At 60.6% G+C, this 24,480-nt stretch carries 25 protein-coding genes and 1 tRNA gene; 15 read left to right on the top strand and 11 right to left on the bottom strand.

Features of this window, described 5'->3' with window-relative positions; all coding sequences use genetic code 11:
- Window positions 1-4 precede the first annotated feature (4 nt).
- From ACK8OE_RS01560 to ACK8OE_RS01540, 5 genes are all read right to left on the bottom strand, one after another.
- Entirely contained in the window at window positions 5-1,423 is a 1,419-nt protein-coding gene (locus ACK8OE_RS01560) for an NAD(P)(+) transhydrogenase (Re/Si-specific) subunit beta (RefSeq protein WP_410271110.1), read from the bottom strand.
- Window positions 1,423-1,758, bottom strand: a complete 336-nt coding sequence (locus ACK8OE_RS01555; protein ID WP_013479054.1) for an NAD(P) transhydrogenase subunit alpha — start codon at window positions 1,756-1,758, stop codon at window positions 1,423-1,425. Before ACK8OE_RS01555 ends, ACK8OE_RS01560 begins: the two co-directional genes overlap by 1 nt.
- Before the next feature lie 10 nt (window positions 1,759-1,768).
- Window positions 1,769-2,896, bottom strand: a complete 1,128-nt coding sequence (locus ACK8OE_RS01550) for a Re/Si-specific NAD(P)(+) transhydrogenase subunit alpha (RefSeq protein ID WP_410271109.1) — start codon at window positions 2,894-2,896, stop codon at window positions 1,769-1,771.
- 172 nt (window positions 2,897-3,068) lie between these two features.
- Complete coding sequence (locus ACK8OE_RS01545; RefSeq protein WP_410271108.1) at window positions 3,069-3,908, bottom strand: DUF817 domain-containing protein; 840 nt, start codon at window positions 3,906-3,908, stop codon at window positions 3,069-3,071.
- Window positions 3,909-3,955: 47 nt separating this feature from the next.
- On the bottom strand, window positions 3,956-4,198 hold the full coding sequence (locus ACK8OE_RS01540; RefSeq protein ID WP_410271107.1) for an aa3-type cytochrome c oxidase subunit IV: 243 nt from the start codon (window positions 4,196-4,198) through the stop codon (window positions 3,956-3,958).
- Window positions 4,199-4,389: 191 nt separating this feature from the next.
- Between ACK8OE_RS01540 and ACK8OE_RS01535 the strand changes: the two genes are divergently transcribed.
- The gene (locus ACK8OE_RS01535; RefSeq protein ID WP_410271106.1) at window positions 4,390-5,046 is read left to right on the top strand and encodes a YitT family protein; all 657 of its coding nucleotides are present in this window, start codon (window positions 4,390-4,392) and stop codon (window positions 5,044-5,046) included.
- Window positions 5,047-5,168: 122 nt separating this feature from the next.
- Here ACK8OE_RS01535 and ACK8OE_RS01530 read toward each other — a convergent pair whose 3' ends face one another.
- Window positions 5,169-6,992 carry a M3 family oligoendopeptidase gene (locus ACK8OE_RS01530; protein WP_410271105.1) on the bottom strand — a complete coding sequence of 608 codons (1,824 nt, stop codon included), beginning with the start codon at window positions 6,990-6,992 and terminating at the stop codon, window positions 5,169-5,171.
- A gap of 195 nt (window positions 6,993-7,187) precedes the next feature.
- Between ACK8OE_RS01530 and ACK8OE_RS01525 the strand changes: the two genes are divergently transcribed.
- The gene (locus ACK8OE_RS01525) at window positions 7,188-8,654 is read left to right on the top strand and encodes a sigma-54-dependent transcriptional regulator (protein WP_410271104.1); all 1,467 of its coding nucleotides are present in this window, start codon (window positions 7,188-7,190) and stop codon (window positions 8,652-8,654) included.
- On the opposite strand, the gene ACK8OE_RS01520 is transcribed toward ACK8OE_RS01525, so the two are convergent.
- The 4 genes from ACK8OE_RS01520 to ykgO form a co-directional block, all read right to left on the bottom strand.
- On the bottom strand, window positions 8,655-9,242 hold the full coding sequence (locus ACK8OE_RS01520) for a DUF3833 domain-containing protein (protein WP_410271103.1): 588 nt from the start codon (window positions 9,240-9,242) through the stop codon (window positions 8,655-8,657).
- Between the two features lie 54 nt (window positions 9,243-9,296).
- Window positions 9,297-9,698, bottom strand: a complete 402-nt coding sequence (locus ACK8OE_RS01515) for a hypothetical protein (RefSeq protein WP_410271102.1) — start codon at window positions 9,696-9,698, stop codon at window positions 9,297-9,299.
- A 71-nt stretch (window positions 9,699-9,769) separates the two neighbouring features.
- Entirely contained in the window at window positions 9,770-10,039 is a 270-nt protein-coding gene (locus ACK8OE_RS01510; protein WP_013479044.1) for a DUF2312 domain-containing protein, read from the bottom strand.
- Between the two features lie 192 nt (window positions 10,040-10,231).
- The gene (gene ykgO / locus ACK8OE_RS01505; protein ID WP_013479043.1) at window positions 10,232-10,357 is read right to left on the bottom strand and encodes a type B 50S ribosomal protein L36; all 126 of its coding nucleotides are present in this window, start codon (window positions 10,355-10,357) and stop codon (window positions 10,232-10,234) included.
- A 270-nt stretch (window positions 10,358-10,627) separates the two neighbouring features.
- Here ykgO and ACK8OE_RS01500 point away from each other — a divergent pair, with 270 nt between their 5' ends.
- The 13 genes from ACK8OE_RS01500 to ACK8OE_RS01440 all read left to right on the top strand — a co-directional run bounded on the left by ACK8OE_RS01500 (window position 10,628) and on the right by ACK8OE_RS01440 (window position 22,597).
- A complete protein-coding gene (locus tag ACK8OE_RS01500) occupies window positions 10,628-11,851 on the top strand; it encodes an acyltransferase family protein (protein ID WP_410271101.1) in 1,224 nt (407 codons plus the stop codon).
- 9 nt (window positions 11,852-11,860) lie between these two features.
- Entirely contained in the window at window positions 11,861-13,150 is a 1,290-nt protein-coding gene (locus tag ACK8OE_RS01495; RefSeq protein ID WP_410271100.1) for a hypothetical protein, read from the top strand.
- A gap of 2 nt (window positions 13,151-13,152) precedes the next feature.
- Window positions 13,153-13,455 (top strand): winged helix-turn-helix domain-containing protein, encoded by a 303-nt coding sequence (locus ACK8OE_RS01490; RefSeq protein WP_290798014.1) that lies wholly within the window; start codon window positions 13,153-13,155, stop codon window positions 13,453-13,455.
- Between the two features lie 80 nt (window positions 13,456-13,535).
- A complete protein-coding gene (locus ACK8OE_RS01485) occupies window positions 13,536-14,864 on the top strand; it encodes a lytic murein transglycosylase (protein WP_410271099.1) in 1,329 nt (442 codons plus the stop codon).
- A gap of 753 nt (window positions 14,865-15,617) precedes the next feature.
- Complete coding sequence (locus tag ACK8OE_RS01480) at window positions 15,618-16,493, top strand: MotA/TolQ/ExbB proton channel family protein (RefSeq protein WP_410271098.1); 876 nt, start codon at window positions 15,618-15,620, stop codon at window positions 16,491-16,493.
- A 6-nt stretch (window positions 16,494-16,499) separates the two neighbouring features.
- Window positions 16,500-16,937: an ExbD/TolR family protein gene (locus ACK8OE_RS01475; RefSeq protein ID WP_013479037.1), complete on the top strand. Its 438-nt coding sequence runs from the start codon at window positions 16,500-16,502 to the stop codon at window positions 16,935-16,937.
- An 83-nt stretch (window positions 16,938-17,020) separates the two neighbouring features.
- Window positions 17,021-17,671 (top strand): energy transducer TonB, encoded by a 651-nt coding sequence (locus ACK8OE_RS01470; RefSeq protein ID WP_290798025.1) that lies wholly within the window; start codon window positions 17,021-17,023, stop codon window positions 17,669-17,671.
- 391 nt (window positions 17,672-18,062) lie between these two features.
- Window positions 18,063-18,779 carry a hypothetical protein gene (locus tag ACK8OE_RS01465; RefSeq protein WP_410271097.1) on the top strand — a complete coding sequence of 239 codons (717 nt, stop codon included), beginning with the start codon at window positions 18,063-18,065 and terminating at the stop codon, window positions 18,777-18,779.
- Window positions 18,780-18,921: 142 nt separating this feature from the next.
- Window positions 18,922-19,698, top strand: a complete 777-nt coding sequence (locus ACK8OE_RS01460) for a M48 family metallopeptidase (protein ID WP_410271096.1) — start codon at window positions 18,922-18,924, stop codon at window positions 19,696-19,698.
- A gap of 22 nt (window positions 19,699-19,720) precedes the next feature.
- Window positions 19,721-20,275 carry an energy transducer TonB gene (locus ACK8OE_RS01455; protein WP_410271095.1) on the top strand — a complete coding sequence of 185 codons (555 nt, stop codon included), beginning with the start codon at window positions 19,721-19,723 and terminating at the stop codon, window positions 20,273-20,275.
- 103 nt (window positions 20,276-20,378) lie between these two features.
- A tRNA-His gene (locus tag ACK8OE_RS01450) sits at window positions 20,379-20,454 on the top strand.
- Between the two features lie 136 nt (window positions 20,455-20,590).
- Complete coding sequence (locus tag ACK8OE_RS01445) at window positions 20,591-21,673, top strand: NAD(P)/FAD-dependent oxidoreductase (RefSeq protein WP_410271094.1); 1,083 nt, start codon at window positions 20,591-20,593, stop codon at window positions 21,671-21,673.
- 123 nt (window positions 21,674-21,796) lie between these two features.
- Complete coding sequence (locus ACK8OE_RS01440) at window positions 21,797-22,597, top strand: transglycosylase SLT domain-containing protein (protein WP_410271093.1); 801 nt, start codon at window positions 21,797-21,799, stop codon at window positions 22,595-22,597.
- Here ACK8OE_RS01440 and ACK8OE_RS01435 read toward each other — a convergent pair.
- Complete coding sequence (locus ACK8OE_RS01435) at window positions 22,594-24,378, bottom strand: ATP-binding protein (RefSeq protein ID WP_410271092.1); 1,785 nt, start codon at window positions 24,376-24,378, stop codon at window positions 22,594-22,596. The genes ACK8OE_RS01440 and ACK8OE_RS01435 overlap by 4 nt on opposite strands.
- Window positions 24,379-24,480 lie beyond the last annotated feature (102 nt).

Raw genomic sequence — 24,480 nt, 5'->3', positions numbered from 1 at the left:
GTGATCAAAGGGCCTTGACGATCCCCTCGACCATCTTCTTCGCATCGGCAAACAGCATCATCGTATTGTCGCGGAAGAAGAGTTCGTTTTCGACACCCGCATAGCCCGACGACATGCCGCGTTTGACGAAGAGTACGGTCTGCGCCTTTTCGACGTCGAGGATCGGCATACCGAAGATGGCCGAGGTCGGGTCGGTCTTGGCCGCCGGGTTCGTGACGTCATTGGCCCCGATGACAAAGGCGACGTCCGCCGTGGCAAACTCGCTGTTGATGTCCTCCAGTTCGAAGACCTCATCATAGGGGACATTGGCTTCGGCCAGCAGCACATTCATGTGGCCCGGCATGCGGCCGGCCACAGGGTGGATGGCGTATTTGACTTCAACGCCTTCTTCTTTCAGCTTGTCGGCCATTTCGCGCAGGGCGTGCTGCGCCTGAGCCACCGCCATGCCGTAGCCCGGCACGATGATGACCTTGGAGGCGTTCTTCATGATGAAGGCGGCGTCATCGGCTGAGCCCTGCTTGACCGGGCGCGTTTCGACCTTACCACCGGCGGCGGCCGCCGAGGTATCGGCTCCGAATCCGCCCAGAATGACCGAGACGAAGGAGCGATTCATCCCCTTACACATGATGTAGCTGAGGATGGCCCCGGAGGATCCGACCAGCGCCCCGGTGATGATCAGGGCGATGTTTTCCAGCGTGAAGCCCAGCGCTGCCGCGGCCCAGCCCGAATAGGAGTTGAGCATGGAGACAACGACCGGCATGTCGGCCCCGCCAATGGGGATGATCAGGGTCACGCCCAGCACCAGAGACAGGGCAAAGATCAGCCAGAAGGCCCATTGCGCCTGACCCGCCGTGGCGATCAGCACCCCGATCAGGGCGAAGATGGCCAGACCGATGCCAATATTCAGCGCGTGTCGTGCCGGCAGGATGATGGGTGCCCCCGACATATTGCCGTTCAGCTTGGCATAGGCGATGACTGAACCGGTGAAGGTGATGGCCCCGATGGCAACGCCCAGGCTCAGTTCGATCACCGATTGCGTCTTGATGCCAAGGCCGGAGTCGATATGGAAGGCGTCGGGCGCATAGAGGGCCCCCACGGCGACCAGACAGGCCGCCAGACCGACCAGCGAGTGGAAGGCGGCCACAAGCTGCGGCATGGAGGTCATCGAGACTTTTTTAGCGATGGTCGCTCCGGCAAAACCGCCGACCGCCACGCCACCCAGGATTAGGGCGATGGTGACGGGGTCGATCTCACCGCCAATAAACAGGCCCAGAAGCGTCACGCCGACGGCGATGGCCATGCCGACCATGCCGTAAAGATTGCCCTGACGCGACGTTTCGGGTGACGACAGGCCGCGCAGGGCCAGAATGAACAGCACGCCCGAAACAAGATAGGCGAGAGCAGAGAAGTCAGCGAAAGACATCAGTGCGCCCCTTCTTTCTTAGCCTGAGCGGGACGCTCTTTTTTCTTGTACATGGCCAGCATCCGGCGCGTGACCATGAAGCCACCGAAGATATTGACGGCCGCCAGCGCGCTGGCGATGGCACCGGAGCCCTTGGCAAACCAGGTGCCGGCGCCGAAACCGGAGGCCGCTGCGGCGATCAGAGCGCCGACGATAATGACCGAGGAAATAGCATTGGTGACGGCCATCAGCGGCGTATGCAGGGCCGGGGTCACCGACCAGACGACGTAATAGCCGACAAAGACCGCCAGCACGAAGATGGCGAAATGGAAGACGGTGGGATTGATGTGTTCCACGGTTTCCCCCTTAATTTTGTAAGTTGGGGTGCACCACGGCACCGTTTTGCGTGACCAGAGCGGCCTTGAGAATCTCATCCTCAAAATCCGGGCTCAGCGCGCCGTCCTTGATCAAAAGCCCCAGAAAGGCCTGAAGATTTTTGGCGTAAAGCGCTGAGGCGTCGTTGGCGATGGCCGCGACGATATTGGTCGGGCCATAGATTTTGACGCCATTCGTTTCCGCCACGCTATCGGGCACGCAGCCCTCGACATTGCCGCCCTGTGGGGCCGCGATATCGACCAGCACTGAACCGGCCTTCATCGAGGCGACCTGCGCCGCCGTGACCAGTCGGGGGGCCGGGCGGCCGGGGATCAGGGCCGTGGTGATGACGATGTCCTGCTTGCCGATATGGCCGCTGATCAGTTCGGCCTGTTTGGCCTTATAGTCGTCGGACATTTCCTTGGCATAGCCGCCGGCGGTCTGGGCGTTTTTGAACTCTTCGTCCTCGACCGCGATGAACTTGGCCCCCAGCGATTCGACCTGTTCCTTGGTGGCCGGGCGCACATCGGTGGCGGAGACGACCGCCCCCAGACGCCGCGCCGTAGCAATGGCCTGAAGCCCGGCCACGCCGACCCCCATTACAAACACCTTGGCCGGGGCGACGGTGCCCGCCGCCGTCATCATCATCGGAAAAGCCTTACCGTACAGGTGCGCGCCTTCGATCACAGCGCGGTAACCGGCCAGATTGGCCTGAGACGACAGGGCGTCCATCACCTGAGCGCGGGTGATGCGCGGCACGAACTCCATGGCGTAGGCGGTAGCACCGGCCTCGGCCAGCGCTTTCAGCGCGTCTTTTTCGCGGTAGGCGTCGAGCAGGGCGACGACGGTCGCGCCTTTTTTCAGCGTTTTCGCTTCGGTGGTGGACGGACCGCGCACCTTGAGCAGGATGTCTGCCGACGACCACACGGCTTTGGTGTCCGCAATCTCTGCGCCCGCAGCGGTGAACGCTTCGTCGGTAAAGGCTGCGCTGAGGCCGGCGCCTGTTTCCACAACAACGCGCTGGCCGCTGGCGACCCATTTCTTCACCGTGTCGGGTGTCGCGGCGACCCGCGTTTCGCCTGTCAGGCTTTCCTTCGGTATTCCGATGACAAGAACCAAGTGTCTCTCCCCGGATTTGTCTGATTACATCAGAAAAATCCTCACAATTGCAACGATTTACGCCACTTTATTCTTCTTATGCTTTGGCCTTACGGCCTTGCCGGGGTTTAGTAAAGACAGTTTTAGAGGCTCAAGCGTTGAGCCAGGCTGACCTGCGGCGGGTGTCAACCTATCACGGTTCTGCGGATTTACGGTCTTCAACTTCCTGTGGGGCACGTGGCGGGATGACGAGGCTGACCATGACGAAGCTGAGAACCAGCAGCAGCGCCCACGCCCCCATCTTGTGCAGGCTGACCATGTGCCAGACGTCCTGATCCGGATAGACCCAGGTGCGCGTGGCCGTGCCGATATTTTCCGCCACCCACAGGAAGAAGGCCGTCAGGGCGTTGGCGAGGGTGAAGGGCATGCGCCGGTCTGTCTGATCGACACGGAAGACGATCCAGCTTCGCCACCACAGCCCGCCGATGGCGGCGAACAGCAGATAGCGAAAATCCCAGATATAGTGATGGGTGAAGAAGTTGAGATAGATCAGCGCCGCCAGCAAATAGGTCGCCCATAAGGGCGGATAGTGGGTGTATCTGAGGTCCATTACCCGACTGGCGCGGGCAATGAATGAGCCGACGCAGGCATACATGAAGCCTGTAAACAGCGGCACACCCGCGATGCGGATGACGGCTTCGTCCGGATAGGTCCAGGAGCCCATATGCGTCTTGAAAATCTCCATCACCGTGCCGACGACGTGATAGAGGAAGATGACCCGCGCCTCTTCGAAGGTTTCCAGACGCAGGACAAGCATCAGGATTTGCAGGATCACCGCCGCGACGAACAGGAAGTCGTAGCGCAGCAGCGGGGCCTTATCCGGCCAGAACAGGTGCGTGACGATCAGAAGCCCTAGCATGGCCGCGCCAAACAGGCATGACCACGCCATCTTCAGACCAAACAGGATGAATTCGGCCAGTGGCGCGGGCAACCGGTCGAGCGTGCGGTGGATGAGCCGCCGCGCCGGTTGCAAAAAAGGCCCCAGCGGGTGGGGCCTTGGGCTCTGATCTGCTGGCGCGCTCAGTGGGCGTCCGGCTTCTTCTTGAGCAGCAGAAAGCCAATCACGGCCACCACGGCCGAAACGAAGCCGGCGATGAAGAAGCCTGCACCCTTGACGGCGAACAGAAGCACGAAGAACAGGATGCCGACGGCGATGATCAGGCTGCCCCACTTGGTCAGGCCCATGAACAGATCGTAGGTTTCCGACTGTTCGTGAATGTTCATCTCGCCCTTGTGGTAGTCGCCCGATTGATGTCCGGCCATTGGATTCGTGTCCCTGAAAAAGTCTGTCGTTCGTACTTTTCTACAAAAGCAGGGCTTTGCGGTCAACGGCTGATGGACGCAGGCGCTGAAATCGCCTAAAACGGTTGCAAGTGAAATTATAAGACAGGTTCCGGCGTGATCCGGACAGGGATGAACGACAGGCGGGTGGAATTGGGTTTAGAGCCACACGCATGATTTTTGCCAGACTTTGGGCCTCACTGAAGCCCGGTAACACCAATGATGGATCGACGGAGCGTCTGAAGCACACGCCTCTGGAGGACGCCTATGCCTTCGCTATCGGCTGTTCGATGATCGTGCTGGGCATCGTCCTGCTGAAGACCGTCGGGCTGGTCACCGGCGGCGTGGCCGGGATTGCGCTGCTGGTCTCCTATCTGATCCCGCTGCCGGTCGGCGTGTTGTTCATGCTGATCAACGTGCCCTTTTTCATCTTTGCCTATCTGGGCATGGGCCGGGTCTTCATGATCAAGACGATCATCGTTTCCATGGCGATCATGGGGCTGGCCGTGCTGATGCCTATGGCCGTGCATATCGACTATGTGCAGCCCTTGTTTGCCGCCGTTTTCGGTGGGACGATCATCGGCATGGGGATATTGTCGCTGGCCCGGCACGGGGCCGGAGCCGGGGGAACCGGCGTCCTCTGCCTCTATCTGCAGAAAAAGCGCGGCATCAATGCCGGTCAGACGCAACTGATCATCGACCTCATCATAATGGCGGCGTCGATGTTCGTCATACCGGGTGAGCGGCTATTGTACTCGGTCGTGTCCGCAGCCGCCATGAGTCTGGTCATGATGAGCTGGCACCGCCCGGAGCGCTATATCGGGCGGTAAGAGATTTGCCACAAAAAACACGAAAAGCCGTTTGACGGCAAAGCCTGAGGTCAGTGCACGTCCGGTTTATGTGCAAACACGTTCTTATTTTTCGAGTTTTTCGTGTTTTTCGTGGCCATACCCTAAACCAACGCCTCGAACTGGTCGATCAGGCCTTTCAGCCGCTGGCAACCCATCTCCCAGAAGGCCTTTTCGCGCGGATTGAGCCCAAACGGGGCCAGTGCTTCGACATAGGTCTTCGTCCCGCCCGCCGACAGAAGCTGCGCGTAGAGCGGCGTGAAGGCTTCGGGGTTTTCGCGGCGCTTTTCCATCAGGGCCGACACCAGCAGGTCACCGAACGCATAGGCATAGACGTAGAAGGGCGCGTGGACGAAGTGGCTGATATAGGCCCACCAGTATTCGTAGCCGTCATTCAGCCTGATCGCAGGCCCAAGCGACTCGCCCATTACCTCGAGCCACAGGGCGTTCAGCCGATCGACCGGCACCTCGCCCTCAAGACGTTCGGCATGGAAGCGTTCTTCAAAGCGATGGAAGGCGATCTGACGCACCACGCTATTGAGGCCATCCTCGATCTTGCCGGCCAGCAGCGCCTTCCTGTCTTCGGGCGAGGCATCAGCCACCAGATATTCGAACACCAGCCCTTCGGCAAAGATCGACGCGGTTTCCGCCAAAGTTAGCGGCGTGTCGGCCAGAATCGACCCCAGAGGCGCGGCCAGAGTCTGATGCACCGCATGGCCCAGTTCGTGGGCCAGGGTCAGCATTTCGCGCCGCTCACCCGTGAAGTTGAGCATGACATAGGGGTGGTGGCTGGACGACACGGGGTGGGCATAGGCCCCCGACGACTTGCCTTCGCGCGGCTGGGCGTCGATCCACGGCTTTTCAAAAAAGACGGCGGCGCGTTCGGCGAAGTCAGGCCCCAGACGGGCGAAGGAATCGAGCACAATGCGTCTGGCTTCGTCCCAGCTATACAGTTTCGGAGCAGCGCTGGTCAGGGGGGCATTGCGGTCCCAGAAATTCAATACCGTCTTGCCCATGACCTTCGCCTTCAGCGCATAGTAGCGGTGCGACAGGGCGGCGTAGGATTCGCTCACGGCCTCGGCCATGGCATCGACAGCATCGCCATCGACCTCATTGGCCAGATGGCGCGAGGCGGCGGGCGTAGCGAACTTGCGCCAGCGGTCTTCGACCTGCTTTTCAAAGGCCAGCGTATTGAGCGCCAGAGCCAGTACCGGCGCATTGTCTTTCAAGGCCACAGACAGGCCTTCGGCGGCGGCTTTGCGCACGGCTTCGTCAGGCGAGGACAGGCGCGTCAGGGCGTCGTTGAGCGTCAGGACTTCGGGCTTCGACTTCGGCCCGATTCTGACGCGCAAACGGGTCAGGGTCTCATCGAACAGGCGCACCCACGAGGCCGCACCGGGCATCTTTTCCAGCAGCAGCTTTTCCAGATCGGCCGATAATTCATGCGGGCGGTTGGCGCGGATACGCCGCAGCCACGGTCGCCACTTCTGGGCCTTTTCGGTGACGCGCAGCGCCTGTTCTATTTCCCAGTCTTCCAAGTGGTTCAGTTCCAGCGACAGGAACAGGCTGTCGGTCGAGATCAGCGCTGCCTTGTTACGCAGGTCGGCATCGAGCTTGGCAATCTGTGTATCTTCGCGCGCGATGGTCGAAGCGAGCGTCGTATAGGCCATGGCCCCGGCCATGCGGTCCGAGGCGCGCTCATAAAGCGTGGCCGCCTGATCGATCAGCAGGCCCAGCCGCTCGGCATTACCGCGCGCCGCGACGAAATTGCCCTGTAGCTTCTGAAGCTCTTTCAGGGTCGCCGCCGCTTCGGCAAAGTCGGCAGCGATCTTCGGGTCGTCCACACCGCTGAAAAGATCGGTCAGGTCCCACACCGGCAGGGTTTGGGACAGGGCAGGGGCGGAATCGGGCGATGCGGGTTCGGTCATGTCTCTGGCTCTAACCAAAACAAAATTCAAAAGCGAGAGGGAAAGCGTTGGGCAAAGGTGAAGACAGGAGTCTCTCAACGGCACATTAACCTTGTCTTTCAACGGGATTTTCAAGGCTTTCGTTTACAAGCTGTCTCAAAATAAGCCGTGTCCGCCTCCCTTCGGACCGGTAAACCCGATGAGATGGTGTCCCAAATGGCCAAGACGATCCTGATTTGCGACGATGATCCGACCCAGCGGCGGCTGATTCAGGCCGTTTTGGAACGCGAGGGCTTTGCGGTCGTCCACGCCGAGAACGGATCGCAGGCCTATGATCGCCTGACCACCACCTCCGGCATCGACGCGGTCATTCTCGATCTGGTCATGCCGGGGCAGTCGGGTATCGACACGCTCAAGGACATCCGTGCGGCGGGCATTCGCACGCCAGTGGTTGTGCTTACCGCGTCAGGCGGCATCGACACCGTCGTCAAGGCCATGCAGGCCGGGGCGCAGGACTTCTTTATCAAGCCCGCTTCGCCAGAGCGTATTCTGGTCAGCGTGCGTAACGCCTTGCAGATGGGCGATATGGCGGCCGAAGTGACGCGCCTGAAAAAGCAGGTCACCAACCGCACCTCGTTCGACGATCTGGTCGGCACGTCTGCGGCCATGCAGATGGTGCGCCGTCTGGGCGAACGCGCCGCGCGGTCGGGCATCCCCGTGCTGATCCTGGGCGAAAGCGGCGTCGGTAAGGAACTGATCGCACGCGCCATTCAGGGCTCATCGGATCGCGCCGGCAAGCCTTTTGTCGCCGTCAACTGCGGCGCCTTACCGGCCAATCTGGTCGAATCCATTCTGTTCGGTCACGAAAAGGGTTCCTTCACCGGCGCGTCGGACAAGCACCTCGGCAAGTTTCAGGAAGCCAGCGGCGGCACCCTGTTCCTCGATGAGGTCGGTGAACTGCCGCTCGACATGCAGGTCAAGCTGCTGCGCGCCCTTCAGGAAGGCGAAATCGACCCCATCGGCGCCAAACGTCCGGTCAAGGTCGATGTCCGCATCATTTCGGCGACCAACCGCAACCTTCAGGATCAGGTTAAGGCCGGGCATTTCCGCGAAGATCTTTTCTATCGCCTCAATGTCTTCCCTATCGAAGCGCCGGCCTTGCGTGAACGCCGTGAGGATATTCCGGCCCTGATCGAACATTTCATCCGCCGCTTCAATGTCGAAGAGGGCAAGCGCGTGGCCGGTGTGGCCTCGGACGCCCTGCAACTCCTGTGCGCTTACGACTGGCCCGGCAATGTGCGTCAGCTGGAAAACACCATCTATCGCGCCATTGTGCTGGCCGATACGCCGCACCTTCAGGCCTATGACTTCCCAGCCATTTCGGGTCAGCACCTGCCGCAGGCGGCCGTGTCGGCGCCGGTGCTGCCGCCGGTCATTGCCGAGCATCAGGCGGCCATGACGCAGCTTGATGCGAGCCTGCCGGATCAGCCGGTGAAGATCCTCGACGGGGCCGGGCACCTGCGCAAGCTGGAAGAGATCGAACGCGACCTGATCGAGCATGCCATCAGCGTCTATGCCGGTCACATGTCCGAAGTGGCGCGCCGCCTCGGCATCGGCCGCTCGACCCTCTATCGCAAGGTGCGTGACTGCGGTCTTGAAGGCATGGTCAAGGAAGCGGGGTAACTATTTAAAGTCTTTGCTTAAAGACTCGGCCACCGGGGTCGGGTGTCCGGGCTTGATAAAGCTCAGGGTCACCCGCCCCACATGCACGCCGAATTTCGACACATCGGCGCGATTGATCGCGACCCCGTCCGCCACCAGATGCGACCAGTCGTCGAAGCGTACCTTAAGCGTGCTGCCCTGATAGGGCAGGTTGAGCAGGTAACGGATGCGGATGGCGTCGCCGCCCGTTTCGATGCGTGCCGTTCCGGCCACATCCTGTGCCCGACCTTCATAGAGGCCATTGCTGATTTTGCGGAAAGTCCAGGTGCGCGTCTGGCGCTCGCCATCATTCCACAAGAAGCGCTCATCCAGTACAAAACCCTCAGCCGTCTGCGTGCCGCGCGTCACTACGCTGAAGGTGCGGCTGACCTTGCCGCTGCGGTCCTCGAACACGCCATAGGCACGGGTTTCCCCGGCAAAATAGGACTCAAGCTCGAAGGCCGGTTGCGGGCGGCTGTTGCTGGCGATGTCCAGCGAGGCGCAGCCGGAAAGACTGCCCGCACCGACGGTGGTCAGAGCCAGGGCAAACAGAAGGGCACGTGAACGCATCGGACGCTCCATCAATAGCGGTTTATCAGAGTACGCTATCCGCCAGGCTTCGGTTCAGTCTTCTTCTTCGGCGGGCTTGGCGGCGCGCGATTTCACCTTCTGGCGGATTTCACGCAGTTTGACGCCTTGCAGCAGGGACAGGGTGCCATTCATCGCCCCCTTGTCCGGATCGGCGAAGGCGCGGCCATAGGTCTTTACGCGGTCGCTGACGCTGTCGATAAAGTCGTTTTCCCATTCGGACAGATCGACGCCCGCCTCGGCGGCGGCCTTTCTGGCGCGTTCCAGCGCCCGCAGGGTGCGCTTTTGCAGCGCCTTCTTTTCATCGCGTGGAGAGGGGGGCGGTTTGGGCGCAGCCGGCCGGGCAGACAGGCCGCCCCGTGATGACAGAGGGGCCTTTGTCTTCAGTTCGCTCTTGCGCGTCAGCCCCTTACCGGGCGTTTTGGACTTGAACGCCATTTGCGCATCACACGCCGCTCAGGCACTTGGGTCAAATAAAAAATCCTCTCCTTTGTCAGGAGAGGATCGCATCACAGCCCGCCAATGGCCGAAAGATAGAGGTCGAGCAGGGTTTCTTCTTCCTGAAGCTTGACCTTGTCCTTCTTGCGAAGGCTGACCACCTTGCGCATCACCTTGGTATCGAAGCCTTCGCCCTTGGCCTCGGCATAGACGTCTTTCAGATCGCCGGCGATGGCGGCCTTGTCTTCTTCGAGGCGTTCGATGCGCTCGATGAACGATTTCAGGCGCCCTTGCGCGGCGGCGGTGATGACGTCGGGGTGAGCGGACTGATCGTCGGCCATGAAACTATCCTTGAAAGGGAAAACGGAGGTCCCGTTCACCATAAACCATGCGAATCACCCGCTCAATACGCCGCGATTCGCCGGCTGCGCCTGAGCTGTGGATGAAATCCGTAGCCATGATAAACGAGAAAAGCGTCCGGAGCGGGCTCCGGACGCTGAATTCTTTGAGCCTTCAGGCCTAATCGGGGTCGATTAGCCTTGCTTGGCCTTGAAGCGCGGGTCGGTCTTGTTGATGACATAGACCACGCCCTTGCGACGGACGATCTTGCAGTCCCGGTGACGGGTCTTCAGCGACTTCAGCGAGCTACGGACTTTCATGGTCCCAACCTTTGACTAAGTAATGACTGAGGCTTTGACCGAATTCGCGCGGCCCATACGGGGGCGAAGCCTTCAAGCCATGTGTGAGGCGCGGTTCCTACGCGAAGCGCAGACACAAGTCAACAATCTGTGAGCGGCTTTTTGCACAAATCACGACCGGAGGCGAGCGGTCGATGGATTTATCGTTTTTAGACTAGTTTAAATTATAAACTGGTTTATATAATCCGACGCAACGGCGTTATGGCCGGGCTGACGCCGGAGGAGGGCGCCATGACGAATGAGACGCATAGGGTGGACGCAACGCGCTTTTATGCGCTGGATGCGGTACGGGGTGGGGCGCTGTTTTTAGGCGTCGTGCTACACGCCGGGCTGGCCTATATGTCGCCGCCCGCCTGGATCGTGAACGACCCCTCGGGCCATGCCGTAGTGGGATCGCTGTTTTTCACCATCCACATGTTCCGCATGAGCCTGTTCTTTATATTGACCGGGTTTTTTGCGCGTCTGTTGTACCGCAAGCGCGGTGCGGCGGGCTTTGTCCTTGATCGCGTAAAGCGCGTGGCGGGCCCACTGGTCCTGTTCTGGTTTCCGGTGCTGGCGGCCATTATCACGGTGCTCATTCTCGCCGCGCTGAAAGCCAATCCGGCGCTGGCGAACCAGCCGCCCGCTCCGCCGCCGCCCCTGACGGCAGAGACCTTTCCCCTGACGCACCTGTGGTTCCTGTACATGCTGCTGCTGCTCTATGCGGTGTGCGTACCGCTGCGCGGCCTGCTGGCCTTTATCGACAGCGGCGGGGCCTTGCGCCGCGCAGCCGACAGCGTGTTTGGCTTCGTCATCCGCTGGGACCTGACTCCGCTGGTGTTTGGCCTGCCTCTGTGGCTGCTTATTCAGGTGCAGCCGCAATGGGATCACTGGCTTGGTATCCCGACGCCGGACAAAGGCTTCATTCCCAACGCGCTGGCCAGCGCCGCCTACCTGTCGGCCTTCGTCTTCGGCTGGTGCCTGCATCGCAATGCGAACCGGCTGGAGATGGTGCGCAGGAAAGGCTTTCTGAATCTCTTGTCGGCCGTGGCGTTGACGCTGGCGGCCCAATGGCTGGGCGGGCATCAGGCAGAAACCGACGCGGTTACCGGCGGGGCCTGGCGGGCGCTTTATTCAGCAGCCTATGTGCTGGGGCTGTGGATCTGGTGTCTGGGGCTGATCGGTATCGCCCTGCGCTTTCTGGATCGCCCCAGCCGCTTCTGGCGCTACATGGCGGATTCGGCCTATTGGGTCTATCTGGTGCACCTGCCGCTGGTCTTGCTGATGCAGTACCTGCTGCTCGACCTCTCGGCACCTTATTTCGTCAAGCTGCCGCTGGCCGTTTTGAGCACGCTGTTTCTTTCGCTGCTCAGCTATCAGCTTCTGGTAAGGTACAGCTTCATCGGGGCGATTCTGGACGGTCGCAAGCGCGTTTCGCGCAAGCGCCAGACGCCTGCAACAACCGCTACAGTCTGATTGCTGATCATGGGTCGGATATTCTTCAAATCGCGCATTGCCGAAGCGGCGGATCTGGTCTTTGCCCGATCCTTCGCCGGGGAAGGGCCGCGGGCACAGGCTTCGGCGGGGCTGGTCTTCTTCTGGGCCGGGCTGCTCTATGGCCTTCAGACGCTTGTCTATGCGGCCATCGAAGCGGGCTGGCTGACGCTCACGCCGCCCTACGGCCTGTGGCTGGCCATCGGTCCGACCCTGCCGTTTCTGGGGGTGATCAGCTATGTCGCGTGGCGCGAGCGCAAGGGGAAGGGCGGTGTGGCGACGCGCGCCCTGACGGCCAGCTACACGTCCGCAGGACTTCTGAATCTGGTTATTGCGGTGACGTTCGGCTGGCTGGCGATCAGTCGCCAGTCCACGACGATCTGGCTTTTGTACCCCATCGTCATCTGCGCCATGCAGGGGGCAGTGTGGTACGCGGCGGCCCTGATTCGCCGAAAGCTATGGCTGGGTCTGGTTTCGGCGGGCTGGTTCGTCACCACACTGGCCTTGACCCTGCTGATGACGCAGGTGTCAGCCTATCTCTTCTGTCTGGGCATAGCCCTGCTGGCACTGATGGCGGCACCGGGCTATGTCATGCAGCGGTTGTCGGCGCGCGAGCGGGCGCCCGAAACGTCCACAAGCGAAAATGCCGCCGATGCCCACACCGACACAGACCCGCAGGCCGCGCGGGAAGCCCTGGCCTTTGTTAAGGCGTTGGTCGATCGCGGCGAGCAGGTGCAGCTATCGGGCGGCCTTTTGCTTCTGTCCGGCGGCCTGCTGTATGGCCTGCAATGCCTGCTGCACGGTCTGGACATGAGCGGCAGTGTCCGACTGGGGGCCTTAGGGCATCTGATCAATGGTGTTCTGCCGACGATTCTGTTTCTCATTATATTGAGCGTGGTCTTGTGGCGCGACCGGCACAAGACGCACGCCAATGCCGGCAGCCGGGCCATCAATGCGGCCTTTGGGGGCGTAGGCCTAGCCAATCTGTTTATGAACCTTGTCTTTGGCTATGCTGCCTTCACGCAAAAGCTATGGCTCATCTGGATGCTTTATCCGATTTCGCTTTGTGCCCTGATGGGGGCCGGGTGGTACGTGGCGGCGGTGGCCCAGCGTAAGCTGTGGCCTGCGCTTGTCTGCGCCGGCTGGTTTGCGACCGCCGTTCTTTTGGCGTGGCGGGTAGAAACGCCGGAATATCTGCTGATCCTGTCCAGCGCGCTGGTCCTGCTGATGGCGGTGCCGGGTTATCTTCTGATGCGTTTCGACGCCGGACAGCGGGCGTAAGTATGACCGGCTTTGACGTCAACCGGCTGGACGATGCGATCCACGGCCGCCTGCGGCTGGGGATTATGGCCTATCTGGCCGACGCCGAAGCCGCCGATTTCAACGAGCTGAAGGGCGTGCTCGAAGCCACGCAGGGCAATCTGTCGGTGCATCTGTCCAAGCTGGAGGACGCGGGCTATGTCGAAATCGTCAAGGGCTATCAGGGCAAGAAGCCGCTGACGCGCGTGCACATCACCCCTGCGGGACGTCAGGCCTTCGCCCGCTATATAGAGGTGCTGTCCGGACTGGTCGAAAAGCGCTCATAACAGCTTGTTTACCGCTTTGCGCTTGGAAATGACATCATTCCAAGGCTAAGATTCGCACCTGTAACGGAAGGATGATCTGTATGAAGCGGCGTGTACTCAGTCTGTGTCTGTTCCTCGGCGCCTGTTCGACGGCCTCCAGCCTGCCGACGCCGATCGAGAACAAGCCGCAGCCGCCACGCGTCGAAACGGGACCGGCGACCGATAAGCCGCAAACGCCGCCAAAGCCCGCACCGGCCTCTGCCCCGGTCACCTATGCCAATTTCGCCGACTGGCGCAAGGCCTTTGTGGCCAAGGCGGTGGCCAGAAGCTTTGACCGCGCCTTTGTTGAAAACCTGCTGGCCGATGTGCAACCGAAAGAATCGGTGGTCAAGGCCGATACGGGGCAGCCGGAATTTTCCAAGCCCATCTCGTCCTACGTGAAAAACGCCGTGTCAGCCGCGCGCATCCAGATGGGGCGCGAGCGCGTCAACGCCAATCCCGATATAGCCGCCATCGAAGCCCGCTATGGCGTGCCGCGCGAAGTACTGGGCGGCGTCTGGGGCATGGAAAGCGACTATGGCCGCGTGCAGGGCGATATTGATGTCGTTACCGCCTTTGCGACCCTGGCCTATGACGGACGTCGCCGCGACTGGGCCGAAACGCAGTTGCTCAGTGTGCTGTCTATTATAAAGAGCGGCAAGGCGACCCGTCAGGAGTTGAAGGGCTCCTGGGCTGGGGCGATGGGGCAGACGCAGTTCCTGCCGGAAAATTATCTTAAGCTGGGGCAGGACGGCGACGGCGATGGCCACGTCAATATCTGGACATCGGACTCTGACGCTCTGGCTTCCGCCGCCAATCTGCTGAAAAGCGAGGGCTGGCGTCCGGGGCAGGCGTGGGCGGTTGAGGTGACGCTTCCTGCGGATTTCGACTACTATCTGGCCGAAACCGAAAGCCAGACGCCCGACGGGTGGGCGCAAAAGGGTGTGATTCGTGCCGACGGTGGCAACTGGAATGCCAGCGAGAAGACGGCCCCGGCCGTGCTGATTCTGCCGTCGGGGGCCAAGGGGCCAGCCTTTCTGGCCCTGCCCAATCATTTCGTTATTCGCAAATACAATAATTCCACCGCCTATGCGCTGGCCGTCGGGTTGAATGCCGATGGAATTGCGGGGCGCAGCGCGTTGAAGACGCCGTGGCCGGATGAGCAACCCCTGTCACTGGCCGTGCGCAAGAATGTCCAGACGGCGTTGAATGCGGCGGGCTTCAACGCCGGGACCGTCGATGGGGTTATCGGCATCGGTACGCGTAAGGCTTTACGCGAATGGCAAAAGGCCAATGGCCGCGTCGCGGATGGCTATCTCAGCTACGAACTGGCAAGCGAATTGTCGGCCAAGGCGACGGGATACACGATCCTGGGCCCGTCGGGCCGTTAAACCGGTGCCGTTTCAGATGGCGTAAATCCGTTTTCCGGATGCTCCGAACACTGTCTTTTGCTGCAATGCGGGAAAATTTCCCGTCATCGGTAATATTTTGCCAGTGTTAGCGTTATCTTATGCCGCATAAAGGGCAAGGACATGACCGAATCCGGTCGCTTTCCGAGACGTGAGACGTCCGCGCGTTCGTAAAAACGTCTTTATAAATTTGACACATAGCGTTGAAAGCGGGTGGTTTTTTCGCCTTTTCGATGCAAGTCGCCCTTCGACCGGCACCCCGAATTAAAAAAAATTTATCTCACGCAAAAATATTCTCCCAAGCCTCTTGGAACTTAACTATCGGACATGTTTGAGTTTTTAACAAAAAAGCGCAGGAATTGCCTTGCCTGTGGCCGAAATGTAACGCGCGGTGGCACGATAAGCACCTTGACGGGGTGAGGGAGGATTGCTTTTTTAGTCCGCAAATCACTTTGTAACCACTGGTGTAACAGAGGGATCGTCCACGCTCGGTCATCCGGCAGGGCAGGGACAAAAGGTTTGTGCGCAGCGCAGCCGTATGCGGACGCAGATCCGTGACGATGCGTAACACAAGAGAGGTTCACGAAGGGACATGCGACCTTAACGGAAACATGGGCTTTCGTGTGCCACGTTCTAAATATGTCTTAGGCTTAAACCAGGGGGTTCACGCTGCCCCCGAAAATCCTTGGTCAGCCCTCCTACCGGGGGTTATCCTTATTCAGGAATTGGCGAAAAATGCTCGAACACAAGAAACACAACCCGCTCATTGCTCTGCTTGGCGCCGCTGCGCTGCTTCTGAGCGCTCCGACGATGGCTGCCGCGGCTGCGGCTACGTCGCCCGCCGCTGCTGAAGCCCCGGCTGCTGAAGCCGCCCCGGCGGCGACCACCGAAGAATCGTCCACCTCATCCGCTTCGGGCGGTCACGGCAAGATCACCGTTGCCTCGATGTTCATGCTGGCCGTGCCGGTCGTTAAGGCCGTCATGATCGGTCTGGTGGTCGCGTCCGTCATCTCCTGGACCATCCTGGTCATCAAGCTGATGTTCTTCGCGAAGCTCAACAAGGCGTCGAATAACTATCTTGAAGCCTTCCGCGGCGCCCGTTCTATCGCCGACATCAACCGCATCTCGACCTCGGATGAGTTCGCTGGCAACCCGATGGCCGACATGGCTGCCGTCGCCACCGAAGAAATCCAGATCTCGAAGCAAGCCGGTCTTCAGGTTTCGGGTGAGCATCGCGACTCGACCCTGCACCGCGCTTCGTCCTCGATCAACGCTGTTCAGGCCGGTCTGGCCAAGCGTCTGTCGGGTGGCCTGACCTTCCTCGCTTCGACCGGTTCGATCGGGCCTTTCGTCGGTCTCTTCGGTACGGTTTACGGCATCATGAACTCGTTCATCGGTATCGCTGACACGGGTACGACCAACCTGGCCGTCGTGGCTCCGGGTATCGCCGAAGCCCTGCTCGCCACCGGTATCGGTCTGGCTGCCGCTATCCCGGCCGTCGTCATGTACAACATCTTCAACACCTCGATCGCTGCTTACGGTACCCGTTCGGAGCAATTTGTTGCGGAACTGATGAACTCGCTGTCGCGTCAACTCGACAAAGGGGCGTAAGTACTCATGGGAGCCAAGCTATCCTCTGGCAGCGGCGGCTCGAAGTTTCATATCGAGCAGAACAGCGAAATTAACGTTACGCCGTTCGTCGATATCATGCTGGTTCTTCTGATTATCTTCATGGTGGCCGCTCCCATGGCCTCCGTGTCGATCGAAGTGAACCTTCCGACAGCCGTCGCCCCGCCGCAACAAAACCCGCCCAAGCCGATCTATATCTCCATCCAGCAGGATGGCGGTGTGTTCATCGGCGATAAACCTACCTCTCTGGCTGATCTTGGGGCCGACATGAAGATTCAGGTCGGCAAACGTGATCCGGACAAGGAGCGCATCTTCATTCGTTGCGATCGCAAGACCCGCTATGCGGACTTCATGCAGGTGATGAATGCCCTTCAGGACAACGGCTACTACAGCGTTGCTCTGATCGGTGAAGATGGTAACAAGTAAGAGGGCCTGAGATTATGGAAGAGACCCCACACAGGCGTCGAGATCCTATTCTCGACCCCCCGGTAAACAAGGACAAAACGCCCTTGTTCGTCGGTATTGGCGTGGCAATCGTGGCCCACGTGGGACTGGCCTACTACATCTATCACGAAAAGTTCGAAATCAAGCCGGTGGAATATGAAGACACCAAGATTGATACCGAACTGGTAGATCTGGCACCGCCCCCGCCACCTCCGCCGCCGCCTCCGCCTCCGCCGCCTGACATGCCTCCGCCTCCGCCGAAGCTTCAGGTTCGCGAACCGGTGATCCAGACCGATGCGCCTCCGCCTCCGGCTCCGATCCAGATCGAAGCCACGAAGAAGGAAGACCGCGTCGAGTATAAGGGTCCGCCGCAAATTGTCCCGGGACCTCCGCCGCCTCCGGCTCCGGTCGTTCCCGCTGGTCCGCGCTACACGACGGCTCAATGGACGCCGCCGACATCGGATCAGTTGCTTGACCTTTATCCCCCGCGTGCTCAGGACGCGGAAGTTGAGGGCGAAGTCACGATTGACTGCGTTCTGAACTCTGAAGGCAAGATCACGGGCTGTACTGTCGAAAGCGAAAAGCCTGCGGGTTATGGCTTCGGCGCGGCGACCGTGAAGGGCTTTATGCGTTATGCCAAGATCAAGAAGGGCACCGATGGTGAACTTCGCGATGGTGACCGCAAGAAGTTCCGCTTCAAGTGGACCCTGCAATAGGTTTCCTACTGAAACTCAGAAAAGCCCTCCGGCAGAACCGGAGGGCTTTTTTGTTTGCCGGGCGCAGGCTGAAATGCTGGGGCCATTTAAAGAAATCCGATCCAATATTCTGTTTTATAACATATTTTCCTTTCTATACCGCTGCGCGCGTATCGGAATGCACTTCAATCACGAAAAAGGCATTTGAACTTATAATTGCTAAGTGATATGTTTTGCTAAGTCAGAAGAGAATACCTTTCTCCCGATGGTTGGTCTCAGGCAAGGGGGCTTTGAGACGCACGGGCCCGCAGACTTCAAATCCTTACCGTCTCGCACGCGGTAACGTACCGGTTCCCGTTTTCCGGACGGACGCCGGCCATAAGGATCAGACCCTAAGGAAAGGAAACACCGTATGGCAACGACCATCATCCCCCCAACCCGCAACCCTTTGTTTCAGGCCCCCGCCCAAAAGCGCCTGTCCAGGCCCGTCATGGTGGGCATTGCCTTTGCCTCTGTGGTGCATCTGGGCCTTGCGGCCTACATCATCAACGAACGCTTTGAAGTAAAGCTGGCCCAGGCACCGGACGGCACGCCGGTTATCGAAGCGCCAATGATCACGTTCAAACCCAAGCCAACAGAGCCAACGGTTCAGGAACGCAGGCCTCAAACGACGCCGATCCGTTTGAACAGACCCGATACGCTAGCCCCGCCGGTTGAGGACAGCCTTCCGCTTGTGGCGACGCCGACGGACCTGCCCGAAGTGACAGGCCCCATACCGGTTATCACCGGTCAGCCTGGCCCGGTGGCTGAATCTGGGCCGGTCCATGCGGTTGGTCCGACCTACGTCAAGGCGGTGTGGTCGCGCTTCCCCGACTCAGCGGTCCTGATGGAATATTACCCCGCCCGCGCTATGGACGCCGAGGTTGAAGGGGCGGCAACGCTGGCCTGTACGGTGCGTGACACCAAGGGTCGCGTGAAGTGCGAGGTGCTGTCGGAAGACCCCCGAGGCTATGGCTTTGGTGATGCCGCGGTGCGCGCGGTGGAGGCCAAGGGCCGCGCCGACACATCGAACGGTGCGGTCGAGGTCGGAGCGACCATGCGCGTCAAGATGGGCTTTGCCCTCCAGTAGGCGCACTGCCTCCCGATTGTGATAGGGCCTCCGGACATCCGGAGGCCTTTTTACGTCCGGCTTATAGCCAAGGGCGCAGCCTTTATTGACCGAGCGCCGCGCAGACGCCATTATGTTTCAGGAAAAATCCGAGGGAGTCCCCATGCCTGCGCGCCTGAAAACCATTGTGAGCCCCAAAACCCTGACGATCGCGGCCCTGATTGCGGCCGCGGGGGCTCTGGTGGCCTGCGAAACCAACGACACCCTCGGCCGCAGTCAGTTCCTTCTGGTTGACAATGCCGATCTGGAGCCGTCGGCCCTGCAAGGGTGGCAGGAACTGATGCGGACCTCGAAAGTCTCGACCGACGCCGCGTTGAACCGCCGGGTCAAGACCGTCGGTGCCAAGATCGTCGCGGCAGCCGGCTATAATCCCAATCAGTGGGAATATGTGCTGTTTCAGGATGATCAGCCCAACGCCTTCGTCATTCCGGGCAACAAGGTCGGCGTGAACACCGGCCTGTTCAAGGTGGTGAAGAATGATGACCAGTTGGCGGCGGTTCTGGGCCACGAAACGGCGCACGTCCGGGGCAAGCACGCGGCTGAGCGCTATTCGCAGCAGGTCGGCACGCAGATCGCGCTTCAGACGGCCGCCGGGGCCACGTCGGGCCGCACCCAGCAGGTGATTGCCAATTACGGAGGCATGGGCGCGCAACTGGGGCTGCTGCTGCCCTATTCGCGCAAGCATGAACTGGAGGCCGACCGGATCGGCGTCGATATCATGGTCAAGGCGGGGTATAAGGCCTCGGAGTCCATCGCCCTGTGGCGCAATATGCAGGCCCTGAATGAGGGTAAGCCGCCGGAATTCCTTTCGACCCACCCGTCAGACAATACGCGCATCGCACAATTGGAAAGCTATATCCAGTCAAAGGGCTATAAATAGCACTATATAAGGGGGCGGGGCTATGATCGTTGAGGACGAGCGGGAGGCGGCTGCGCGCCGCCTGAAAAGACTCGTGGTGTGGCTTATCGTGGCCTTGCTGCTGTTTGTGGGGGCCGGCTTGCTGGCCGAGTACACTAAGCCACTTCCCACTCTGTCCCAAGTCTCAGACAGTATTGAGGCCTTCCTTTCGGAGGAGGTCACGCGCCAGACGCGCCACGAACCCCGTCCTTATGATATTCCCGCCGTAGAGGCATCGCCACCCGTTCCCGTAGACATTGACTCGAACACGATTAACGCAAGGTGGGACCTCGGCGATGATGTGGACCTCGCCGATTACATGCCCGATAGGGCCATAGATGCCAATGCAAAGGGTGAAAGCACGGTTGCGTGCCGCTGGGATGCTGGCGGGCGCGTGACAGGGTGTACGATCATCTCTGAGAGCCCGCAGGGATTTGGCTTTGGACAAGCAACGCTGCGTCTGATGCGTGACCACGGGCGGGTTGCCGCACGAAATCCGGATGAGACCTTTACGGCCGGCGAGGGATTGAAGATCCGCTTTCGCTGGGTGGTGGACTGAATGTTACGGAGCCGCTTTTTCACCGCTTATTGCGTCGGCGGGTGAAATTACCCCTTGATCGGCGGGCCGTCGCGGTTTAGAGGATCGGCCCTCACGATGGTCTGCCGTCTTAGCTCACTTGGTAGAGCGCCAGATTGTGGCTCTGGAGGTAGCTGGTTCGAAACCAGCAGACGGTACCATCGTGATAAAAGCTCCCCCGACAAGTCCATGGCATAGCCAAACCAGTCGTCCACGGACGGATTGACGCAAGGGTCGCGTGCGCTCTGGTCCTGCGGGCAAATCCGGTTATAAGGCAGGCCTGAAAAGGATATGCCTATGTTTTCGTCTTTCAGCCTTATCGTTATCGGTGGCGGCATTACCGGCCTCAGCTTTGCCCTGCGCGCGCTGGATTACGGTCTGGCGGTGACCCTTATTGCCAAGGACGCGGTCGAAGACACCACCTCGGCCCTGTCGGCGGGCATGATTGCCCCGGCGATGGAGGCCCTGACTGAAGCGCAGCCAGAGTTGTCCTATGCCCGCTACGTCGCTGCGCAAAAGCATTGGCCCGTCTTCGCCGCCGATCTGGGTTTGTCCGAAATCCTTGAAATGGCGCAACCCGCCGTATGGGTGTGGTCGGGTGAGGCGGGGCCGTCGCCCGACGACATGATGGCGCGCTTTACGGCGCTGGGAGCCAAGGGGCAGGTGATGGCCGAAGAGGACCTCGCCAAACTGGGGTTCCATGCACCTTTGCACGGCATCGAGATCGTTGGTGAATGGCTGATGGCCGCCGCGCCGGTGCTGGCCTTTATGAAAACGCAGTTCGAGGCGCGCGGCGGGCGCTGGGTCGAGGGCGATGTCACGCAGGTGGCCGCCCACAGCGTCGAGCTATCCGATGGTTCGGTGCATCAGGCCGGGCATGTGGCGGTTTGCGCCGGCTATGGGTCAGCGAGCTTTGCGGACTCTGTGCCGTCATTGAAGGCTCTGACGCCCATCAAGGGCCATCTGCTTGATCGCGAAGGGCGCAGCGACCCGGTTCTGGCCGGGCGGATGGTGCGCTCGCCCTGGGGCTACTGGGTGTTTCTGGACGGCCTGACCAAGTTTGGCGCCACCATGCAGGCCGGTAAGGCCGATGAGGGTGTGGAGCCGGGGGTCGTCGAATCGCTGAAAGATAAGGCGAGTAAGTTCACGCCGTCGTCCGTTGCACCGCTTCAGGACGTCACGCCGCGCGTTGGCGTGCGGGCGGCGACACCCGATCACTGGCCACTGATCGGGCGCGACATCAGCGGCGTCTATGTGGCCGCCGGAATGCGGCGCAATGGCTGGATATATGGTCCCTATGCGGCCACCGTGTTAACGGCCCTGATAACGGGGCAGGAACCGCCGGAAGGGGCGGAGGCCTACGCGCCACAGCGGTTTTGATTCATGTCTCGTTAACCTTCGTCGGGCAAAATTTGCCCATTCTTTGGTTAATTCGCACCTTTCATGTCCGGCCCTTCGTCTCCCGTCCCCGACTCTTCCGGCCTGTCGCCGCGAAAGCAGAGTGTGGTCTCCGCTATCACGCGGGCGGCCCAGCGGACGGGTGTCGATTTCAGCTATCTGCTGAAAACCGCTCAGCGCGAAAGCTCCTTAAACCCCAATGCCAAGGCCCCGACCTCATCGGCGGCAGGTCTGTTCCAGTTCATCGAACAGACCTGGCTGGCAACCGTCAAAAAGCACGGTGGCAAGCACGGCTATGGCGGCTATGCCGACGCCATCCGTCAGGGGGGCAACGGGCAATACTATGTGGCCGATTCGCAAGCGCGTCAGCAGGTGCTGGGCCTGCGCTACAATCAGGACGCAGCGGCGGCCATGGCGGCGGAGATGACGGCGGGCAATGCCGCCTATCTGAAAGGCCGGACAGGCCGCAACCCCACGGCGGGCGAACTTTATGCGGCGCATTTTCTGGGACCAGCGGGCGCAGCCAATCTGATTGAAGCGGTGGAGCGGCGGCCGGGTGCTGCGGCGGCCAGTCTGTTTCCGGCGGCGGCCAATGCCAATCGTTCGATCTTCTACCGCAATGGCGCGCCGGTCAGCGCCGCCCAACTGATGGCCAATCTCAATTCCAAGGCGGGCGGGGCCGTGCAGATGAACCTGCCCGATGTGCCCGACAGCAACACGCCGATGGAAGCCAATGGCAATGGTTACTTGCTGGCGCGTCTGCAACGCGTGCAATCGGACGCCCAGTTGCTCAATATCGCCTTTGGTAATGGAACGGGCGATCAGAGCCTGTTGTTCGCCACGCAACTTTTGTCGGCCTTCGGTCCGGAAAAGGACAAGAGCGAAGAGCGCGGCGGCTTCGTCTAACCCACCGTCAAAGCGCGACGGAGGGCGTCTTCCGATTGCGGCATCAACAAGGGCCGCACGCCCATTTCACTCAGCGGTTCCGCCTGCTGACCATCGGGCAACAGCGCCAGTATGGTCAGAGCTTCGCGCGCCTGTGTCGCCCTGAGACGTTCCAGCCACTCGGCCACCTTCTGGCGGTTGGCCGCATTGTCCAGATCCTCGAAGGCACCCGTGGCGATCAGCACGGCGTCGATATCCCCCTTGGCGGCCAGAGATACGGCGCGCGGCCGCGTGGTGGCCGTCAGGCAGCGATGCCCCAGTCCTTCCAGCGTGTCGCGCAGTTCTACCGAACGCAGAGAGTCGTTGGATACCAGCATGACCTTAAGGCCGCTTACGGACTCCTGTGTAGGCGCTTCCGGCTTGGCCACCGGACGGGGGGCGATGGCATCCGGGTCGTAGGGCAGGTCCAGCCAGAATTTGGAGCCTACATCCGGTGTGCTCTGGGCTCCGATCTCGCCATGCATCAGTTCGGCCAGACGACGCGACAGGTTGAGCCCCAGTCCCGCACCAGAATAGCCGGCTGAGGTACGTGCAATGCGCTCATGCGGCAGGAAGGCGCGGTGTAGTTCCTCCGGTTCCAGCCCCGGCCCGGAGTCCATGACCTTGAGCCGTAAAACGCCTTCGTCAGGTGGCAAAAGTCTGACCTCAACCTTGCCCTTGGGCGTGTACTGGATGGCATTGGCCAGCAGGTGGGACAGGATCTGTTCCACGCGCGAAGCGTCCCCAATCGCGGCTCCTGTTTCGGGTAGGGGGGGCAGGCTCAGGGTCAGATCCAGGCCCTTGGCAGTGGCCATGTCCTGAAAGCCGCTGGTGACGTCACGCATCAGACTTTCGATATCCAGCGGGCGCAGGTCGAGCACCATCTGACCGGAGCGTGCCTCACCTTCGTCGAGCGTGGTGGTGATCAGCCCCAGCAAATGGTCGATTTCGCTGCGCGCACTTTCGACATAGTGGCGCGGAGCCGGGGCACGGCTGAGGTGCGACAGGCCCTGATCCAGTGTCTGTTCCACGCTGCGCAGGCCGGTGGCGATTTCACGTGACAGGGTTTGCATCAGGGCCATCTGATCGCGGGTCAGGTTATCGCGGGCGGTAAGGGCGGCTTCGCGCTCCTGAAGCGTACGCACCTGCGCAAAGGCGAGTTGATAATGTTCCCGAAGATGACGATTCATGATCAGGCCCAGAGCCAGCGCCATGGCCAGCCCGCCGGTAACGAGGTTTGTCCATGTGCCGTCAGGTTGGGTGAGGTTGAGCGCCAGTATAGGTCCGGCCATGGCCAGCGGGGCCAGGGTCAGCAAAAACAGCAGGACCGGTGCGCTGAAAAAGATAATCCCGACGGCCGCGCCGGCGCAGATGGTGGCAAAGACCTGCGCCGCCGGACCGCCGCCTACGCTACTCAGGGACGCCACCAGCAGGCTCAGGGCCCATAGAGCGCCACACAACCATTGCCGCCGCAGCCTGACGTCCAGACTGCGGCGTGTCGGGACGGCGTCGGTTTTCAAAGAGGGCTTAAGGAAGAAGAAGGCCGTCCAGATGCAGACGAACAAGACCATGTTCAGCGCGATTTGCAGCGGCGACATGAAGTAGCTGGCACCCCAGATATAGACCGGCAGGCCGATGGCAAAAAAGCCAAGCGCATAGGGCAGCAGGCGCACCTGCGCCTTCAGACCGTAATCAAGCGCGATCTGTTCTTGCGTGGGCACGACCTCGGCGTCGGCAGTTAAGGGGGGCGTGGACTCTGACATGCCCCCACAATGGCGCAAACAGATTGCGGTCCCGTTACCAGAGCCGGAAAAATTAACTTTTGACCGGAGATCAGGCCTCAACGTAGGCCTTGGTAAGGATTC

The sequence above is a fragment of the Asticcacaulis sp. W401b genome (genome assembly GCF_046503825.1).
In the GTDB taxonomy this organism is placed as follows: Bacteria; Pseudomonadota; Alphaproteobacteria; order Caulobacterales; family Caulobacteraceae; genus Asticcacaulis.
The sequence above is the reverse complement of the archived record's forward strand: the minus strand, read 5'-3'. Positions and strand labels throughout refer to the sequence as shown.

Coding starts and splice junctions, on each gene's coding strand:
- ACK8OE_RS01525 (WP_410271104.1), top strand. CDS start 7,188: ATGGCCAAGACGATCCTGATTTGCGACGATGATCCGACCCAGCGGCGG.
- ACK8OE_RS01490 (WP_290798014.1), top strand. CDS start 13,153: ATGACCGGCTTTGACGTCAACCGGCTGGACGATGCGATCCACGGCCGC.
- ACK8OE_RS01465 (WP_410271097.1), top strand. CDS start 18,063: ATGGCAACGACCATCATCCCCCCAACCCGCAACCCTTTGTTTCAGGCC.
- ACK8OE_RS01485 (WP_410271099.1), top strand. CDS start 13,536: ATGAAGCGGCGTGTACTCAGTCTGTGTCTGTTCCTCGGCGCCTGTTCG.
- ACK8OE_RS01435 (WP_410271092.1), bottom strand. CDS start 24,378: ATGTCAGAGTCCACGCCCCCCTTAACTGCCGACGCCGAGGTCGTGCCC.
- ACK8OE_RS01510 (WP_013479044.1), bottom strand. CDS start 10,039: ATGGCCGACGATCAGTCCGCTCACCCCGACGTCATCACCGCCGCCGCG.
- ACK8OE_RS01500 (WP_410271101.1), top strand. CDS start 10,628: ATGACGAATGAGACGCATAGGGTGGACGCAACGCGCTTTTATGCGCTG.
- ACK8OE_RS01520 (WP_410271103.1), bottom strand. CDS start 9,242: ATGCGTTCACGTGCCCTTCTGTTTGCCCTGGCTCTGACCACCGTCGGT.
- ACK8OE_RS01515 (WP_410271102.1), bottom strand. CDS start 9,698: ATGGCGTTCAAGTCCAAAACGCCCGGTAAGGGGCTGACGCGCAAGAGC.
- ACK8OE_RS01480 (WP_410271098.1), top strand. CDS start 15,618: ATGCTCGAACACAAGAAACACAACCCGCTCATTGCTCTGCTTGGCGCC.
- ykgO (WP_013479043.1), bottom strand. CDS start 10,357: ATGAAAGTCCGTAGCTCGCTGAAGTCGCTGAAGACCCGTCACCGGGAC.
- ACK8OE_RS01475 (WP_013479037.1), top strand. CDS start 16,500: ATGGGAGCCAAGCTATCCTCTGGCAGCGGCGGCTCGAAGTTTCATATC.
- ACK8OE_RS01560 (WP_410271110.1), bottom strand. CDS start 1,423: ATGTCTTTCGCTGACTTCTCTGCTCTCGCCTATCTTGTTTCGGGCGTG.
- ACK8OE_RS01445 (WP_410271094.1), top strand. CDS start 20,591: ATGTTTTCGTCTTTCAGCCTTATCGTTATCGGTGGCGGCATTACCGGC.
- ACK8OE_RS01535 (WP_410271106.1), top strand. CDS start 4,390: ATGATTTTTGCCAGACTTTGGGCCTCACTGAAGCCCGGTAACACCAAT.
- ACK8OE_RS01455 (WP_410271095.1), top strand. CDS start 19,721: ATGATCGTTGAGGACGAGCGGGAGGCGGCTGCGCGCCGCCTGAAAAGA.
- ACK8OE_RS01495 (WP_410271100.1), top strand. CDS start 11,861: ATGGGTCGGATATTCTTCAAATCGCGCATTGCCGAAGCGGCGGATCTG.
- ACK8OE_RS01530 (WP_410271105.1), bottom strand. CDS start 6,992: ATGACCGAACCCGCATCGCCCGATTCCGCCCCTGCCCTGTCCCAAACC.
- ACK8OE_RS01460 (WP_410271096.1), top strand. CDS start 18,922: ATGCCTGCGCGCCTGAAAACCATTGTGAGCCCCAAAACCCTGACGATC.
- ACK8OE_RS01540 (WP_410271107.1), bottom strand. CDS start 4,198: ATGGCCGGACATCAATCGGGCGACTACCACAAGGGCGAGATGAACATT.